The following is a 16,104-nucleotide window of genomic DNA, read 5'->3' as shown; positions in this document are numbered from 1 at the left end:
TTAGGGGAGTGTGCAGAGAGTGCCTTTTCAAAGGCGGCTCTTTTGGTCTCGCCTGCTGGCTCGGTCGGTTCGCAGGCGTGTGTGCCACCGGCACACGCTCCACCCCTCGGAGAGCCTTCGGAGCGCAAAACCTGTTTACAGGTCGCATTTTTGATGGGTGTACCCGTCAAAAGTGCTTTTGCGTTACTTTTGACAAAAGTAACAAAACCTGAGAATGTTGAAATTTACAGATGGGAGATGAAAAAATGCAGAGAACGATAAGTGCAATGGTCGGTAAAGGCTCGGTCAATCACAATAGCCGAAAGTTCCGAGCAGAAAATGTAGACGGAACTCGTACTCATCTCAATATCGACTACTGCAATGAAAATATAAAGACAGTTTATCACGAATTGTTTGATGAAGCATTGGAAAGATACAATGCCAAGCAGATAAGGTCAGACCGAAAGATAAAAGATTATTATGAAAAAATCCGAAGTTCCAAGCAGGAAAAACCGTTCCACGAAATCATTTTACAGGTGGGCGGTAAGGGAAATATGAACGCCGATACGGAAAACGGAGAACTGGCAAAGCAGATTTTAGATGAATACTATCAGGGTTTTCAGGAGCGAAATCCACAGCTTCGGGTGTTCTCGGCTCATCTGCATATGGATGAAGCTACACCACATCTGCACATAGATTTTGTACCTTTTACCACAGGCAGCAAGCGTGGACTTGATACAAGAGTGTCACTAAAGCAGGCTCTTGCAACGCAAGGTTTTAAGGGCGGCAGTCGTGGCGATACGGAGTGGTCGCAATGGATACAGTCCGAAAAAGAACAGCTTGCGGCGGTGATGGAACGTTATGGGATTGAGTGGGAACATTTAGGCACACACGAAAAACATCTTTCTGTTTTGGATTATAAAAAGCAGGAAAGAGAAAAAGAAGTGGCGGCATTAGGTGCGAAAATCGAGCAGAAACAGATTGAATTTGATGTGTTGTCGGAACGAGTATTGAACTATGATAAGGCAAAAGACGAGCTGTCAAATCTTGAAATAGAGCTTGATACTGCACCGAAATATCAGTTGCCAGAACCAGAGAAATTTATGACTGCAAAGGCATATAAACCAAAATGGCAGAGCCGGTTGTAAGGAAATTGAAGCAACTTGTCAAAACGGTGCTTGCCCGCTGCTTTGAGGGGTGGGACAACTATCATAGGCTGAATACAGCGAATGCACAGTTATACCGCACCAATCAGCGTTTGGAGAAAGTCAATGAAAGATTGACCGAAGAAAACAAAATCCTAAAAGCAGAAAATAAAGATTACAGCCTGCTCCGTAAGGTTTTTGGTCGCAAACAGATAGATGATTTGTTGGAGCAGGCAAGAACAGTTAAAGGTCGCAAGCGTGATAATACACGATCACGATAGACAAAAATCACAGGAGGAAAAGGAAAATGACAAAGACAATTTTTGAAGAAATGGGCGGAACTTATAGACAGGTGGGTGATTATTTATTGCCGAACATCACAGTACCAGCCGAAGAAGAAATAGAGCCGATTGGTTTATGGGGGAAACGACATGCAAGGCATTTAAAGGAACACTATAAAGTGTTATATATGAACCTGCTGACAAGCGGAAAGCTGCATAGTTATCTTGCAGAAGTCGATAAGCAAGCAGAGGATATGTTTCTTCGACTGGTAAAGGAATATGCCGACAGACAAGATGTGACGGAACAATTAAAGAAAGATAATCCCTACGAATGGATTGGAAGAATGAATAATATTCAGGCTTGTGTGAGGGAAGTTGTAGGAACGGAGTTGATTTACACATAAGCGTTTTACGGTATGGTGCTCCTGCGTTTGCTGGAGTGCTGTGGTTGTGGTTGTAAAGAGGTTGTGAAAGATTGAATTTCGTAATGGTTGGATGTATAATTAGGAAGTGAAAATTTTAATTTGCACTTCCATAAGGTGAAATGTATTGACACAAAAAATACAGTATGATAGTATTGCCATTAGAAGAAAGAAAGGCACATTTTGTGTAAGGTGAGGAAATGATTAATAGATAATTTGATTTAAGTAAGACACATATAGTTATTGAGCCTGTAGAGAATAGGTTTGTTTTGTGTACGCTTAAGTTGGATTATCGCAAGAGGCATTTCCTTTGTTTTCCTTTTGGAAAAGAAATAAGGGTCTATTTAGCGAGTCTATTTTTGCGTATGCAAAAAAGACTCGTTTTTGTGTGTTCAAAATAATAATTGGCTCAGACTTCGAAAAGGAGAAACTTTAATGTTGCAGATAAAAAAATTAAATTTAACACATAAAAAAGACCTGAGAATAATTCTTAATGATTTCAACCTTGTGCTAAATGATGGAGATAAGGCAGTTATTATTGGAGAAGAGGGAAATGGGAAATCGACATTAATGAAGTGGATATACAATCCGTCGCTTGTAGAAAACTATATAGAAGCAGATGGGGAAAGGATAATGGGACACGAACGTCTTGGTTATCTTCCGCAGGAGATGCTCGATGAAGATAAGGAAAAAACAATATACGAATATTTTTCTGAAGAGGAAATATTCTGGGAGAAAACGCCTAAAGAATTGTCTGTTATTGCGGGAAAATTTGGAATGAAAAATGATTTTTTCTACAGTAACCAGACAATGGGTAGTCTTTCAGGAGGCGAAAAAGTCAAGACACAACTTATGAGGCTTTTCATTCGCGATGTTTCTGTGCTGTTGTTGGACGAACCTTCCAATGACATCGACATTGCGACGCTTACATTACTGGAAAAAATCATAAATGACTGGAAGCACATTGTGCTTTTTATTTCACACGATGAAACGCTGATAGAGCGTACTGCCAACATGGTGATACATATCGAGCAGATTATACGAAAAACAAAGGCGAGATATACCGTGGCAAAGCTTCCCTATAGACGCTATGTGGAAGAACGGCTTCATAAATTTGAAATCCAAAAACAGCGGGCACTGAGTGACCGTAGGGAGAAAAAGATTCGCGATGAAAAATATCAAAGAGTTATGCAGAGTGTACAAGGTGCATTAAGAAGTTGTACCAGACAAGCACCGTCTGTTGCCAAAAACTTAAAGGACAAAATGCATACGGTTAAGGCAATGGAACGAAGATTTGAAAAAGAAGATGAAAATATGACTCAGATGCCGGAACAGGAAGAAGCAATCTTTGTCAAATTAGGGGATGAAAACTCACACATTCCCGCAGGAAAAACGGTCATAGAATATGAACTTTCAAAGCTTGTGACTCCGGATGGCAAAAGAATTTTAGCAGAAGGAATTCATTTAAAAATAAAAGGTTCAGAAAAAATCTGTATGATAGGAGCCAACGGGGCAGGAAAAACGACTCTTCTAAAAAAGATAGCGGAAGAACTCCTAAATCGGAATGACATTAAAGCAGAATATATGCCTCAAACTTATGAAGACCTGCTGGATTTGGATGTTACACCGGTTGATTACCTTGATAAAACAGGAGATAAAGAAGAGCGTACAAGAATTAGAACATACCTTGGTTCACTTAAATACACACCAGATGAAATGGAGCATCCGATTCGGGAGTTATCAGGCGGACAAAAGGCGAAAGTGCTTCTCTTGAGGATGAGCTTAAGTGGTGCAAATGTTCTTATTCTGGATGAACCGACAAGAAATTTTTCACCATTGTCCGGTCCGGTAATAAGAAAAATGCTCCGAGAATTTCCGGGGGCTGTCATTAGCATTTCTCACGATAGAAAGTATATTGAAGAGGTGTGCGATAAAATATATCAGCTAAATCCTAATGGATTACAGCTAATTGGTGATTGATAACAAAAAGGATGAAAGACTGACAAATTTCAGGCTTTTAGTGAGTTGGAAAGCATACAAAGATTTGAATTTGGAGGATAGATTATGGTACGTACAGAAGATGCATGTGAAATTATAAAATATGCTTTGCAAAACGAAATTAAAGTATATTTAGATGGCGGATGGGGTGTTGATGCACTTCTTAAAAGAGAATCAAGAATACACAATGATATTGATTTGTTTGTTGAACTGAAACATTATCATGATTATATTTATGTGATTAAGCAGCATGGATTTGAGGAAGTAAATACTGATTATACAACGGATGGTCATACTGTCTGGAAAGATGATAAACAAAGAATCATTGATTTACATTGTTTTGAATTTACAGATGACGGAATTGTTTATGAGGGAGATATATTTCCATCAAAAACTTTTTCCGGTATTGGAAAAGTTGGAGATATAACTGTTTCTTGTATTGAACCATTGAGTCAGGTAATGCTTCATTTGGGATATGAACACGATAAAAATGATGTGCATGATGTGATGCTGTTGTGTGAAACATTTCAAATAGCAATACCAGATGAATATAAGGAAAAGTAAAATTTCAGTTTTGTGTTGAATCTCTAAGCAAAATAGCTTATAATTTGACATGCTACATATAGTTATTATCCACAGTTATCGAGTAGGTGTTATCAATGCCGATAACAAAATGATAACATTAGCTCGTATAGGCAGGATAATATGGATATATCAAATAATCAAAAGAACGAGAAACATTACAGAGAATAATTCCTAAACAAAAAGCGTTAGTCTTTGTAGAGTTTGAATAGAACCAAGGGGTTTACCTATGGCCTTAAATAATTGAATTTACTGAGATTCAGCAGATTGATAGAACTTTATGGTTCTAATATGGTTCTAAAAATCGAAGAAAATTTGAAACAGCGCAGATACCGTTTTAGTAGATGCGTTGTTTTTTATTGTCATTTTGAGTTTAGGAGCACTATAAACGAAGTGACTTTTCAGTCATCATACGATAGAACCGTTTATTTTAGAATTAAAGTGCACCTTTGTATGAATAAATATTTTGATATATTATAATACAGAAAGAAAGGATCGGTGGAGAGGATGATAAAGAAATACAGGATCAGGCTCACGGAAGATGAGCAGAACATCATCATAAATGGATTATTGAACTGGAGGAACCAGCTTATCAAAGAGGGAAAATATACGACTGATGCGATAGACGATCTGCTTCTGAAACTTCTTGACTAATCGTCAGCAGTAGCGCATATCCGCCTGAAAAGGGCACTACATAGCCATTCCAATACGGGAGTGGCTTTTTTTTGTACCCGAAACAGGAGGATGATGAAATGAGAAAAGTAGGATTTACGATCGAGTTTGGAAAAACAGAAAATGAAAAAGAACGCGGTGAGAACTTCGTATCAGGGATAGAAGCTCTGGTCAGGATGACAGAAAAACGCCTTTCTGATGCAGTGCATGATACAGGGCTGGAGTTCGATGCATATGTCGATGCCCTTGATGAGATCAGCAGCTATACCGATGAAGGGGACTATGAGACAGCGGTGGAGCTCATCTATCTTCTGGCACTGCTTCTTGATGAAGATGCGAAGGAGATGTTAGAAGGCGTGATCTATCCGGATGAAAATGTAGCGAAAATATTCCTTGACTATTTCAATGAATATATCGCAGATGGATATGTGGTGGACAGGTTGCTGCAGGAAAGCGGGGCGGATGAAGATACGGGTAAGATCCGGGAGGATATCGCTAACAGTCTTGACGATGAGTACTGCTGCCTCAGGTCTGCGATGGACAGCAGGGAGGGAAGTCATGGAGAAGAGTAAAGTGATCGCTGTGTGCAATCAGAAAGGCGGTGTAGGCAAGACGACTACGGCGGTGAACCTGGGGATCGGTCTTGCGCGGGAAGGAAAGAAAGTGCTTCTCATCGATGCTGACCCGCAGGGGGATCTTACCACATGTCTCGGGTGGAAGAACGGTGATGCTCTGGATGTCACGCTGGGCACTCTCATGGAAAAGATCATAAAGGATGAGCATATCACAAAAGGCGAGGGCATCCTTCATCATAAAGAGGGCGTGGATCTGATCCCTGCAAACCTTGAGCTCTCCTCGATGGAGATGAATCTTGTCAATGCCATGAGCAGAGAGCTGACACTGAAAAATTACTTAAGGGACGTGAAGCAGGATTACGATCATGTACTGATAGACTGCATGCCGTCCCTTGGCATGATCACCATCAATGTTCTTGCCGCATCAGACAGTGTAGTCATACCGGTGCAGGCGCAGTATCTTCCTGCAAAGGGCATGACGCAGCTGGTGCAGACCATCAGCAAAGTGAAGAGTAATCTGCAGCCTGATTTAAAGATAGAAGGCATCGTGCTGACGTTGGTGGATGCGAGGACGAACCTTGCAAAAGATATCCGCAGCGCCCTCAAAAGAGAGTATGGGTATCTGATGAAAGTGTATGACACGCAGATCCCGATCGCTGTAAAGGCGGCAGAAGTGAGCGCGATGGGAAAAAGCATCTATTCATATGATGCGGGAAGCAGCGTGGCGAAAGCCTATGAGAAATTGACGAAGGAGGTGCTTTATGGCAGCGAGAAAAAGAGAGAACGCATTCGATCTTCCGAAGCTCGATGAATATTTCACCACACAGGAGCAGAGGGATGATGCGAAGCTGAAGAAGATCCATGAAATACCGCTGGAGGAGATAGATGAGTTCCCGGATCATCCGTTCAAAGTGCTGGATGATGAAGACATGATGAACCTTGCAGAAAGCGTTAGGAAGCAGGGCATCATCACTCCGGCTATGATAGAAGATCCGGAAAGCAGAAAGGATCCGTCTAACCTGCACCGTATGGACAAGGCCGGTATGCCTACGAGATACAATGTGACGAGGCAGGCGGTGGATGAGGCGATAGCAAAAAGCTCTAATCTCCATGAGCTTGCAATGAACCTGAAGTCTTTAGGTTATACAGCACGCTTTCAGGCAAACCGCAAATACTGGACGGTGATCCCGAAAGGATGGGAAAAACCCATACGCTTGCAAGGCTTGGAGAAGAGTATACGAACGAAAGGATACTTGCAAGACTTTCAGAAGAAAGGCAAGCGATACGGATGGAGCCTTTTCAGAGAAAAAGCATAAGGCCAAGGCAGTATCTTCTGATGACACGAAAAGACAGACTGAGGAAAGTAGGCGGTCTTAGAGGGCTTTATCTCAGATACTGCTATGAGCTTGGATATCTTCCAAAGTACAGGAAACGATGGAACAGAGTCCACTATCTTCTGAAAGACGATCTTTTGAAATGCGAACAGTATTCGAAGCATGCAAGACTTCTGGGGGAATATCAGATCGAGACGAGGGAAGATCTTGCCTCTTTTATTTTAGATAAAAATGCAGAGTATGAAAAACTTTTTGCAGAGCGCGATGAACTGAGGAAGGTCGCAAGAAGAGTGATGCCAGAAGAAAGCAGGGCGGAAATAAAGAAAGTGATAACGGAGCTTACAGAAAAACTGAAAGCTTTGCGAGAGGAGATAAAGCTTTCCGAGGATATCCGGGAAAGATCGGATATGCTGAAGGAAAAGATTGAAAAGATAGACAAGGAGCAGGAACAGAGAAAGGAGGAACGAGGAAGATGACACAGGGAGGAGATGCGGCAGAACAGATCGTGAGACTTTCGCTTGAAGGCATGGAAGTCGCTGTAAAAGTCAGGAAAGACTTTGCTGAATAACACAAAGAAGCTGGTTCGCTCTGGAATGACGAAAGTATCGAATGCTTATAACAAGTTGAAAAGCGGAGCGAAGAGTGCCCTTCGTTATATGGGTAAATCCATAAAAAATTTCTTTGTGCCAGAGAGTGCCTATGCATCGTCAGGCAGCTCTTCTTCCACGAAAAAATCTGCGCCAAAGCAAACTGATTTATATCAGCAGATATTGCTTTCCAGCCAGTATTATCAGTATGTACAGGGTGGTGGAACAAAGTCCTTCGATGAGTTTAAAAACAGTTCCAGTGTAAACAATGCTGTTCATGGAATGCTGGATCTGGCAGGCCTTCTCTTTGATGCTGCTGATGCAATCAATGCGGCATGGTATGCAGCTGAGGGTGATTATGAAAATGCTGGGATCTCAGGAATGGGGATTATTCCGGTTATAGGAATAGGCAAAACCGGTCCTCGTGTAGCCAAGACCACAAAGAACATGTTCAAAGCGAGCGAAGCTGGGAAAACTGCTAGTAATGCGGCGAGTTTTGAAAAAGAGCTTTCACATCTTCCTTCAGGTGAACGAGTTGCACATATAAAGAAGACTATTCCACAAGTATTAGAAAACAATGGATGTAAAAAAATAATAGATTATCCAAAATCAACAATAGAGATATTTATTATGATGCTACATTTCAAAAGTACTATAGCATTGATACTCAGCATGGTCGGATGGAGTGTTATGATAAGAAAGGGAAACATTTAGGTGAGGTGGATATTGATTTTAAGGAAAATTCCATATGGGAAGGGACAGTGCTTCGTTTTCCTGGTGAATATCCTTATGAAAAATATGTTGATTATATGGTTGTTTCATACCCGGATACAGAAAGCGGTTTTGCAATATATTGTATTTCAGGATATTATGCAGGTAAATTAGTAGTTTGTCTTCCATTAGAGGCAAGAGATGCAGACAATCGTGCATTATCTACAGAATGGATGAAAAGAAATTGGAATAAGTGGATTTATGATGGTTGCCAGCCCCAAGACGTGATCATTGTGGAATGATAATTAGGTATGATTGATTTAGACTGTGAGATACATAGTAAGCAGCAGATCAGTCGTCCCCCGTCAGGAGGTCTCGGTCAAGTCGATCAAAGCCAACATTCCAACAGGGACACTCCCATCATAGTAACCTACAATAAAGATAACCAAGTAATCGCAGAGAAAAACTCCAAGACAGGCGATAAGATCAAGTATGTCTACGACGATAACGGAAACCTGATCGAAAAAAAGACAAAAGGAAAATCCACCGTCTACTCATACGACACTGAAAACCGACTCCGAAGCGTTACCAAAGGCGGCCAGAGCCTCCTCGCCGCAACCTATGACGGAGACGGAAATAAGGTGTTCCAGATGAGCCGGAAGTATGTGGACGGAACAAAACAAAAAGGCAAGAAAAAACGAGTGAAGACTGCGACGATACAGGCCGCAGACGACGACTCCGACGGGGACGGCTCGGATGAAAATGCCGAAACGAAAAAAGCAAAAGTACCGACCGTAAAAGAAAACTTCGACCCGGATATCTTCTGGTGCGGCGGAACGCAGGGCAACATGAAACTCACCGCAAGACAATGCCCGGCACTCCTGACTGCCATCGGCAAAGAAATCCGGGATCTCTGGCACGGATTTAAAACCTTCGTGACAGGGGACTATACCGAGATCGACATGGGCGGAAGCTCCGCAAAGACCGCAGACGGGGAAGGTTCTGACGTGGACGGTGGAACGCTCACTGCCAATGAAATGGCAACCATCGTAGTGCCCGGAATCGAACGCGCAACTCTCATGACCTGGGACATCACCAACTACCTGAACGACACAAACTTCAACGAAAACGCACAGGTAATGTACCAGTACGATCAGGACGGCAAAGAAAAAGCAAGCTATGTTTACGGCGAGCTCGACAGCCGGATCAGTGGAGACTTGACCAAGGAAGCCGTCAAGTACACGGAGCAGAAGGCGGGAGACTATCGTATCTCTATGATGGACAAGGTAATGTAGCAGAAACCGTTTTAAGTGGATCTGTAGCCGAATCCTATAGCTATGATCTATTCGGTGAAATGACCGCCGAAGGAAAAGAAGGTAGAGCCAAAACTCCTCTAGAAGCACAAAATGACAACGGCCTCAGTGACAACGACGTTCTGTCCTGCAGCTTGTTTTGGTTATGCTTTTTGTTGGCAGCGCACAGCGATACGCGCCTGACCGCTGTAATCGCAGGTAAAGAGTGTCAGGGGGTAATCGCCCGCCGTCATTTCTTTTGTTGCCGTGGAGGTCAGCGTTTCCAGCGTTGCCACCTGATAGCAATATTCCTGCCCGTCCATGGTTTGCAGCGTCACCTCATTGCCGGGCTGTAAATTGGTCAACTCGCCGAAGTGCTTCTTGTAATTATGTCCCACAATGACCAGATCTTTCGTATCTGTACTGCCGGAATAGCGGCAGACAGTATCCGCTGTTTATTCATTGCAAACTCCCATTATAATTGTAGGGGCGAACCTTACAGTTCGTCCCTACAATGGCTTGATTTATTTTCTGAATTGCTTTTTGCGGGATTGCGCCCAAAGACAGCCTGCCACGCCCAACGCGGAGACCACCAGTAAAATCACCCACAGCATCAGCGGAGTATTATCCCCTGTTTGAGGCACAGTAGCCTGCGCGGCAGGTTTAGGCGTTGCCGTGGGGTCCGGTTTCGTCGGGCCTGCCGGATTTTCGGGAGCCCACTGGGCGGTGTAGACCGCATTGGCTGTCACCGTTGCGGCCACTGCCGGAGACCAACCGGTAAAGGTATATCCACTGCGGGTCGGCGTTCCGCCGGTAAATGCAGGGGTGGGTGTTCCACGACGCAGGTCGCTTGTCACCTCATCCGTAAAGCTGGTGCCGCCGATACCGTCTGTGTAGGTAACAGAATACTTTTGAATTGCTCCATACAGAACAAGGCTTTTCGCCTGAGAAGAAGTTCCCGTTTCTGCCGTATAATCAGTATCTGTAATAATTTCCTTATGGTTGTGTGTAAAATGCGCCAGATACGGCTCAGCATCTGCTACGCTATAGGTTTCTGTGCCATAAGTAATCGTATCGGGGGCAACAACCACTCTGCCGTCCAAGGATTCACTTTCAAAAGAAGTCAATTCGTAATCGTTCATCGTTTCCGATGCGCCGACCAAAGCTACAAAACGGTTGGTGGAAATTCCTCCGCTTGTATCAAAGCGACAGCCGATACGAATATCGCCGCTGATGTTGGCTTTTGTGCCGTCAAGATAGAGGCTGCCATCCTGGTAAACTGCGTTTCCGTAATAGCTTCGCTCCGAAGGATCATCAACGTAGGGGTATCCTTCAGTTGCCTTATTATCCTGAATGGTACCGCCCAGCAGATAAGCAGCCGCATCTGTATCACTGATGGAAATGCCGCCACCTTGTTTAGCTTCGTTATCGGAAATTTTGCCGTCGGTCATGTAGAACGAGTCTCCCTTGCCGTACAGGAAAACACCGCCGCCCTTAGAGAATGTCTCATTTTCTGAAATCGTACCGCCGCTCATTTCTACGGTGCTGGTGTAATCATCTGCTTTACTGGTAAACAGAGCAATCGCACCACCGCCATTACGGCCTGTATTTTGGGTAATCTTCGCATTACCGGAAATCTTGACGCTTGCGTTGCCGTTCCAATAGTTCTCAGCCGCATAAGCAGAGATTGCACCGCCGTATCCGGCTGTATTGCCGGAAATCGTACCGCCGGTCATAACAAATTCGTTGGTCAAATCTGCGGTGGCATTTGGCGTTCCGAGAATGGCAACCGCACCGCCAAAGGCACTTCGATCACTTGCCGCTTTATTGTTTTGAATGTTTCCGCCGGCCATAGTCAATTTAGCCGGAACATCATAACTCTCATCATAGTCGGCACGATTTGCACGAATCAGAATTGCACCGCCATGGGCACTTTGCGAATAGGGAGTAAAAAAGTAATCTCCAACTGCGGTATTTCCGCTAATCGTACCGCCGTTCAGCTCCATCTCACCGCTGAGATAGATGCCGCCGCCCTGTTCAGCAGAACAGCCGGTTACGGCGGAGCCATCATTCATAATCAGCTTTGCAGCGCTATCAACTACGATACCGCCGCCCCAGTCATTTGTTCCTGTTGGACCATCTCTATGGACTGCACGTCCGTTGCAGACCGTTGCACCGTTTTCTAATATGAGCTGGCTTTCAGGACAAACACGGATGCAGCGAATATCCTGTTCCTCAGCATCAACCGTCACATTTTCAAGCGTGAGCTTCGTCGTTGTAGCTGAGCCGTATTCAACACCAACTTCAATCATATAAAGGTCAGTAGACGTGTCTTTTTGATAGGTAATCTTCTTTGCAGTTTCATCGGCTTTGCCTGCCAGCGTCACTGATTTATCACCGGTCAGAACAAGCTTTCCAACTAATTGAATATCAGAAAGCAAGCAGATGGTATCTCCGTCAGCTGCCTTCGTAAATGCCGCACCAATTGTTTTAAGAGGTGCGTTCTCATCGCCGGCGGCTGAATCATCGCCGCTTTCGGATACATAGATAACTGTACCGCTACTTGTTCCGGGAGCCGCAGCGGCCAGCGTAGCAGTCGGAAGCATGGTCATGAGCAAAATCAGTGCCAACAACCACGACATCATTTTCCTTTTCACATCAAATTCTCCTTTTTCCTGTCGTTATTGTAGAGCCTATCAAAGCATAGCTGGTAATTTCCCAGCCTCCTTTGACGGTGAGGCTCTCTACTATAGTTTTTATGTATAGATTCTATTTTATCACCTTTCCAACTAAAAGCCAAGGACAGTTATTTCGAAATCATCCTGTTTTCTGTAGGTTTGTCAAACATATGTTACACCATCAAGTACGAAATCATCTAAAACAGTTTGAGGAGATTTCCATCCCAGCGGGCGCATAGGAAAACGATTGTAATCCCTGTAGTTGTATCGCTGCAGCTGCTTTGAAAAATCCTCAAAGGAATAAAACTTATGAGTGGCGTAAAATCGTTCGTTATCTTTGCGATGACTGCGTTCTACTTTCCCATTATGCCTTGGTGTAAAAGGTTTGATCAGCTTATGGCAGATGTCGTTGTTTCTGAGTGTGCGTTGAAACATCGTTAGAGTTTCTTTCCCCGGCTGAGTAAAGCGTTTGGTGAATTCTGCGCCATTGTCTGTTTGAACACATTCTATAGACATTGGAAAATGTCGGATAAGATGTTCGACAAAAACAGAAGAGGAATAGGTGCTGTGTTCTTCAAAGGCCTCCACATAACGCCAGCGGGAATACTCGTCGATCGCAGTGTAAGGTTTTAGATGAAACACTGGCATATCAGATTGATCAGATATTAACGGTTTTGCCACAAGAGACAGATAGCTTGTCCATTGAACCTGGTAAGGATTACGCAACACTTGTTACTTGTACACCATTTGCAATCAACACACATAGACTTTTAGTACGTGGAGAGAGAATACCTTATGAAGAGGCAACAAAGCAAGAGCTGGATACAAATATAAAACCGGAGTTATCTTTTACTGCTAAAGTGCTGATTGTAACAATTATAGTAATCTTTATAGGGCTGATGATAGCTGTAATTTATAGTATACGAGATAGAAAAAGGAGGAAAGCAAGGTGCGAAAGAAGATAAGAAGTATTCACATTATTTTATTCGTTATGCTTTTTCTTGTCGGTAGTTTTATAGATATTTCAACAATCCATGCTGAAGCAGGAAGCAGAACAGGAAGCATTCAAATTGTTTATAAGGGGAGAAATAGTTCGGATAAAGAAGTGATTCTTTCCGGAGCAAAGTTCTCGATATTTCCAATTCAATATATGAAAAATGATGGGTTAGTCTGGAAAGATGGTTTTAAAGATTCAGGGATATCATTACAAGATACTAGTGCAGAAGCAAGAGAGAAACAAGCGAAACAATTGTTTGCATTTGCGAAGAAAAATAATATTTCAGGCTTAACGCAAGAAACAGATACTTCTGGACGCACGAGTTTTGGAGAACTGAATGAAGGAATTTATCTGCTTGCACAGATCGGAAATGTAGAAAGTGGTACAGATAAATTTGAATCTGCTCCATTCCTTGTTAATATTCCATCTGAAATCAATGGGAATGTAGAATATAATGTAACGACAGAGACAAAAGCTGAATGGGTTTCATCAGAAACCCCACCGAACAATCCAGATAAGCCAAAGGATCCGACACCTTCAAAACCGGATAAGCCAAATCCTATTCAGAAAATAATAAATACGGTAAAAACCGGAGATACAACAAATATAGTTGCATGGTTTTTAATAGCGATTGTTAGTCTTGGTTTGATTGTAGGAGTCTATAAAAAGAGAAAAATGAAGTAGCTATTATATAAAGAAAACTGATCCATTGCGGTGGAATCAGTTTTCTTGTATTATACGTCTTAAAACGTTTCAGACATGATGAAACTTTATCTGGAATCCAAAAAGAACAGAAGAAAATGGTAAGAAAAAATACACTGTTTTGTTTTCTTACTTGCTAGAAAAGAAGGGTGAAACGTATAATAGTGTTAATGATTCAGAGATGTTTATTTTGGAAATAGAATTACGTGTATCAGTGGTGCGAGTATAGATTAGGAGTATAAGAGTTACGAGGAATGAAAAAGAAAATACGAATTATATTGGCCGTAATTGCTTGCATCACTGTTGCGCTTGTGGGATATTCGGCATATGAAGTGCATCAGAGTGCACAGGAATTTCAGAAAGCATACGAAAGCAAGAAGAGCTTTGAACGAACCGAGACTGATGAAGCTGAAGCAGACGGAGAGAAGAAAACAGAGGAACAGTCTGGAGAGAGACCTTATGGCGTGCTCGAACCGGGCAGTGAGTATGAAGTGGACACATACATTGACAATCGGGACAATTCAAATAGATTGTATATTTATGATGAGGCAAAAGAGGTTATGGATCAGATGCTGGACAGACTTCTTTTTGATGTTCCGGAAGAGTATCATATTGATAGAGATCATTTTTACACATATCTGGATGATTACTACGAAAATACTATATAGGCAATGCGAAAATGACAAGATCAGCAGGCAGATGCTCTGCTGATTTTTTATCGCAATTTGACGCGAATACATTGTGAGATATGTCAAATTAGTTTATAATAAATTATATATGTCTTTTTGACTATCTTTTTATATCTCCTTAAATGTCCGCAAAGCCTTATTTTATAGGCTCTACGGGCATTTTGCTTTTGTGGTAAACCTCACATATCTAGGTCTATCTTCTTATATTTTCGCTATCAAGCGTGGTTAAAATCGTGGTAAATACTTCTATGCGATTAGACGCTGAACCTCTGATTTTGCGGTATCTATGGACGCATGAGCGTACCAGTTCATTGTGATATTAATGTTTGAATGTCCCATGATATACTGTAAATCTTTTGGGTTCATGTTCTTGCTTGCCAGTCTTGTGCAGAATGTATGGCGTAGCGTATGCGGTGTGATATGTGGCAAGGGATTGTCCTTGTGGTGCTTGTTATATTTCTTTACCATACGGACAAATAAGGCGTTGTAATCAATCGCAACTTTGGGCTTGCCTTTATGATTGACAAATAAGAAATTGCTCTGTCCGTCTATCACAAATGGTTCTGCCTTTGGGCGTTTCTTCATAACCCGTTGAAATGCCTGTATTGTTTCTCTACTTAATGGCACTTGTCTTATTCCGCTTTTCGTCTTAGGCGTTTCAATATAATAGCCCTGTTCCTTGCTCTTTAGTAACTGGTGGTCGATAATTACAACTTCATTCTTGAAATCAATATCAGCTACTGTCAGTCCGCACAGTTCCGAGATACGAAGTCCAGTCTTTAACAGTATCAGCACATCATCATAATGCTTGTGATACACATTGTCTGTCTTGATAAATGAGAGTAAGGCTTGTTCCTGTTCCTCTGTCAATGCGACTTTCTCTTTGGTATCATTTTCTAGGACTTCACTTAACTTAAAATCAAAAGGGTTCTTCCTTACACAATCGTCTTGTATGGCGATATAGAATGACGCTTTTAACGAGCGTTTATGGTTGTTAATGGTGTTATAGGAAAAGCCTTTATCTTTCATGCGTAACGCCCATTCCTTAGCGTCAGAGGGTTTTATCGTATCAATGCTCCTAGCACCCAACTTGTCCTCTTTCAATAACCGCATGAGTTGTTCCCGTTGTTTCTGTGTACTTTTCTTCACATTTGCTCTCTGTGCGTTCTGTTTGGCATAAAGTTGGCAAAGTGTCATTTTCTTGCCTGTGCTGTCGATACCGTCCTCAATATCCCGTCTTATCTGCTGTTCCAGTTCACGAAGTGAGGGTTTTTCCCGTTTTTCCTTTGGTGTCGGGTCTGTGGGTGTCAATCTCCAAGCATACACATATTTTGTGTTTCCAAATGCGTCTACATATTTATATAAGTATTTTCCGTCTGTTCGTTGGCTCTCTCCAGTATGCAGGATACGACCTTTGTTATCCCGTCTTTTTTCTTTCATGGTGTCTGCTCCTTTCCTTG

At 42.4% G+C, this 16,104-nt stretch carries 18 protein-coding genes and 2 pseudogenes; 16 read left to right on the top strand and 4 right to left on the bottom strand.

Annotation, left to right across the window (positions count from 1 at the left end; translation table 11 throughout):
- The 13 genes and pseudogenes from DXA18_RS15880 to DXA18_RS14710 form a co-directional block, all read left to right on the top strand.
- The coding region (locus tag DXA18_RS15880; RefSeq protein ID WP_207661823.1) for a hypothetical protein at positions 1–261 on the top strand (261 nt) is incomplete at its 5' end.
- 5 nt (positions 262–266) lie between these two features.
- Positions 267–1,405 (top strand): annotated as a pseudogene (locus DXA18_RS14760) (plasmid recombination protein).
- Between the two features lie 26 nt (positions 1,406–1,431).
- Positions 1,432–1,809 (top strand): TnpV protein, encoded by a 378-nt coding sequence (locus DXA18_RS14755; RefSeq protein ID WP_009247523.1) that lies wholly within the window; start codon positions 1,432–1,434, stop codon positions 1,807–1,809.
- Between the two features lie 453 nt (positions 1,810–2,262).
- The gene (locus DXA18_RS14750) at positions 2,263–3,807 is read left to right on the top strand and encodes an ATP-binding cassette domain-containing protein (protein WP_009247522.1); all 1,545 of its coding nucleotides are present in this window, start codon (positions 2,263–2,265) and stop codon (positions 3,805–3,807) included.
- Between the two features lie 84 nt (positions 3,808–3,891).
- On the top strand, positions 3,892–4,389 hold the full coding sequence (locus DXA18_RS14745) for a nucleotidyltransferase domain-containing protein (protein WP_009247521.1): 498 nt from the start codon (positions 3,892–3,894) through the stop codon (positions 4,387–4,389).
- Positions 4,390–4,914: 525 nt separating this feature from the next.
- The gene (locus DXA18_RS15865; RefSeq protein ID WP_199665596.1) at positions 4,915–5,061 is read left to right on the top strand and encodes a hypothetical protein; all 147 of its coding nucleotides are present in this window, start codon (positions 4,915–4,917) and stop codon (positions 5,059–5,061) included.
- Positions 5,062–5,159: 98 nt separating this feature from the next.
- Positions 5,160–5,651, top strand: a complete 492-nt coding sequence (locus tag DXA18_RS14740; RefSeq protein ID WP_118384518.1) for a hypothetical protein — start codon at positions 5,160–5,162, stop codon at positions 5,649–5,651.
- On the top strand, positions 5,638–6,465 hold the full coding sequence (locus tag DXA18_RS14735; RefSeq protein ID WP_118384517.1) for a ParA family protein: 828 nt from the start codon (positions 5,638–5,640) through the stop codon (positions 6,463–6,465). Before DXA18_RS14740 ends, DXA18_RS14735 begins: the two co-directional genes overlap by 14 nt.
- Positions 6,416–6,970, top strand: a complete 555-nt coding sequence (locus tag DXA18_RS17750; RefSeq protein ID WP_118384516.1) for a hypothetical protein — start codon at positions 6,416–6,418, stop codon at positions 6,968–6,970. The genes DXA18_RS14735 and DXA18_RS17750 overlap by 50 nt, the downstream gene beginning before the upstream one ends.
- A 20-nt stretch (positions 6,971–6,990) precedes the next feature.
- Positions 6,991–7,464, top strand: a complete 474-nt coding sequence (locus tag DXA18_RS14725; RefSeq protein ID WP_147345613.1) for a hypothetical protein — start codon at positions 6,991–6,993, stop codon at positions 7,462–7,464.
- A gap of 81 nt (positions 7,465–7,545) precedes the next feature.
- Positions 7,546–8,289: a hypothetical protein gene (locus DXA18_RS14720; protein ID WP_118384514.1), complete on the top strand. Its 744-nt coding sequence runs from the start codon at positions 7,546–7,548 to the stop codon at positions 8,287–8,289.
- A complete protein-coding gene (gene imm45, locus DXA18_RS14715; RefSeq protein ID WP_158567160.1) occupies positions 8,256–8,588 on the top strand; it encodes an Imm45 family immunity protein in 333 nt (110 codons plus the stop codon). Before DXA18_RS14720 ends, imm45 begins: the two co-directional genes overlap by 34 nt.
- A gap of 9 nt (positions 8,589–8,597) precedes the next feature.
- Positions 8,598–9,581: an RHS repeat domain-containing protein gene (locus tag DXA18_RS14710; RefSeq protein WP_118384512.1), complete on the top strand. Its 984-nt coding sequence runs from the start codon at positions 8,598–8,600 to the stop codon at positions 9,579–9,581.
- Between the two features lie 161 nt (positions 9,582–9,742).
- On the opposite strand, the pseudogene DXA18_RS14705 reads toward DXA18_RS14710, so the two are convergent.
- The 3 genes and pseudogenes from DXA18_RS14705 to DXA18_RS14695 all read right to left on the bottom strand — a co-directional run.
- Positions 9,743–9,991 (bottom strand): annotated as a pseudogene (locus DXA18_RS14705) (sortase); the annotation flags it as partial.
- A gap of 111 nt (positions 9,992–10,102) precedes the next feature.
- Positions 10,103–12,235, bottom strand: a complete 2,133-nt coding sequence (locus DXA18_RS14700; protein ID WP_118384510.1) for a hypothetical protein — start codon at positions 12,233–12,235, stop codon at positions 10,103–10,105.
- A 183-nt stretch (positions 12,236–12,418) separates the two neighbouring features.
- Positions 12,419–12,937, bottom strand: a complete 519-nt coding sequence (locus DXA18_RS14695) for an integrase core domain-containing protein (protein WP_278337080.1) — start codon at positions 12,935–12,937, stop codon at positions 12,419–12,421.
- On the opposite strand from DXA18_RS14695, the gene DXA18_RS14690 reads away from it, so the two are divergent.
- The 3 genes from DXA18_RS14690 (at position 12,931) to DXA18_RS14680 (ending at position 14,623) form a co-directional block, all read left to right on the top strand.
- On the top strand, positions 12,931–13,221 hold the full coding sequence (locus DXA18_RS14690) for a sortase (RefSeq protein ID WP_278337079.1): 291 nt from the start codon (positions 12,931–12,933) through the stop codon (positions 13,219–13,221). The two genes, DXA18_RS14695 and DXA18_RS14690, sit on opposite strands and share 7 nt — an antisense overlap.
- Positions 13,206–13,937, top strand: a complete 732-nt coding sequence (locus tag DXA18_RS14685) for a hypothetical protein (protein WP_118384509.1) — start codon at positions 13,206–13,208, stop codon at positions 13,935–13,937. The genes DXA18_RS14690 and DXA18_RS14685 overlap by 16 nt, the downstream gene beginning before the upstream one ends.
- 272 nt (positions 13,938–14,209) lie before the next feature.
- Positions 14,210–14,623, top strand: coding sequence for a hypothetical protein (locus DXA18_RS14680; protein WP_118384508.1), 414 nt, complete (start codon positions 14,210–14,212; stop codon positions 14,621–14,623).
- Positions 14,624–14,890: 267 nt separating this feature from the next.
- On the opposite strand, the gene DXA18_RS14670 is transcribed toward DXA18_RS14680, so the two are convergent.
- Positions 14,891–16,084, bottom strand: coding sequence for a site-specific integrase (locus DXA18_RS14670; RefSeq protein ID WP_118384519.1), 1,194 nt, complete (start codon positions 16,082–16,084; stop codon positions 14,891–14,893).
- Positions 16,085–16,104: the final 20 nt, after the last annotated feature.

This window comes from Dorea sp. AM58-8, from assembly GCF_003464045.1.
In the GTDB taxonomy this organism is placed as follows: domain Bacteria; phylum Bacillota; class Clostridia; order Lachnospirales; family Lachnospiraceae; genus Claveliimonas; species Claveliimonas ammoniilytica.
This window is presented reverse-complemented; position numbering and strand designations above follow the sequence as displayed.

Excerpts from the sequence above, each read along its gene's own strand:
- DXA18_RS14750 (WP_009247522.1), top strand. The coding sequence starts at position 2,263 with ATGTTGCAGATAAAAAAATTAAATTTAACACATAAAAAAGACCTGAGA.
- DXA18_RS15865 (WP_199665596.1), top strand. The coding sequence starts at position 4,915 with ATGATAAAGAAATACAGGATCAGGCTCACGGAAGATGAGCAGAACATC.
- DXA18_RS14670 (WP_118384519.1), bottom strand. The coding sequence starts at position 16,084 with ATGAAAGAAAAAAGACGGGATAACAAAGGTCGTATCCTGCATACTGGA.
- DXA18_RS14680 (WP_118384508.1), top strand. The coding sequence starts at position 14,210 with ATGAAAAAGAAAATACGAATTATATTGGCCGTAATTGCTTGCATCACT.
- DXA18_RS14745 (WP_009247521.1), top strand. The coding sequence starts at position 3,892 with ATGGTACGTACAGAAGATGCATGTGAAATTATAAAATATGCTTTGCAA.
- DXA18_RS14740 (WP_118384518.1), top strand. The coding sequence starts at position 5,160 with ATGAGAAAAGTAGGATTTACGATCGAGTTTGGAAAAACAGAAAATGAA.
- DXA18_RS14710 (WP_118384512.1), top strand. The coding sequence starts at position 8,598 with ATGATTGATTTAGACTGTGAGATACATAGTAAGCAGCAGATCAGTCGT.
- DXA18_RS14735 (WP_118384517.1), top strand. The coding sequence starts at position 5,638 with ATGGAGAAGAGTAAAGTGATCGCTGTGTGCAATCAGAAAGGCGGTGTA.
- DXA18_RS17750 (WP_118384516.1), top strand. The coding sequence starts at position 6,416 with ATGGCAGCGAGAAAAAGAGAGAACGCATTCGATCTTCCGAAGCTCGAT.
- DXA18_RS14755 (WP_009247523.1), top strand. The coding sequence starts at position 1,432 with ATGACAAAGACAATTTTTGAAGAAATGGGCGGAACTTATAGACAGGTG.
- DXA18_RS14725 (WP_147345613.1), top strand. The coding sequence starts at position 6,991 with ATGACACGAAAAGACAGACTGAGGAAAGTAGGCGGTCTTAGAGGGCTT.
- imm45 (WP_158567160.1), top strand. The coding sequence starts at position 8,256 with ATGGAGTGTTATGATAAGAAAGGGAAACATTTAGGTGAGGTGGATATT.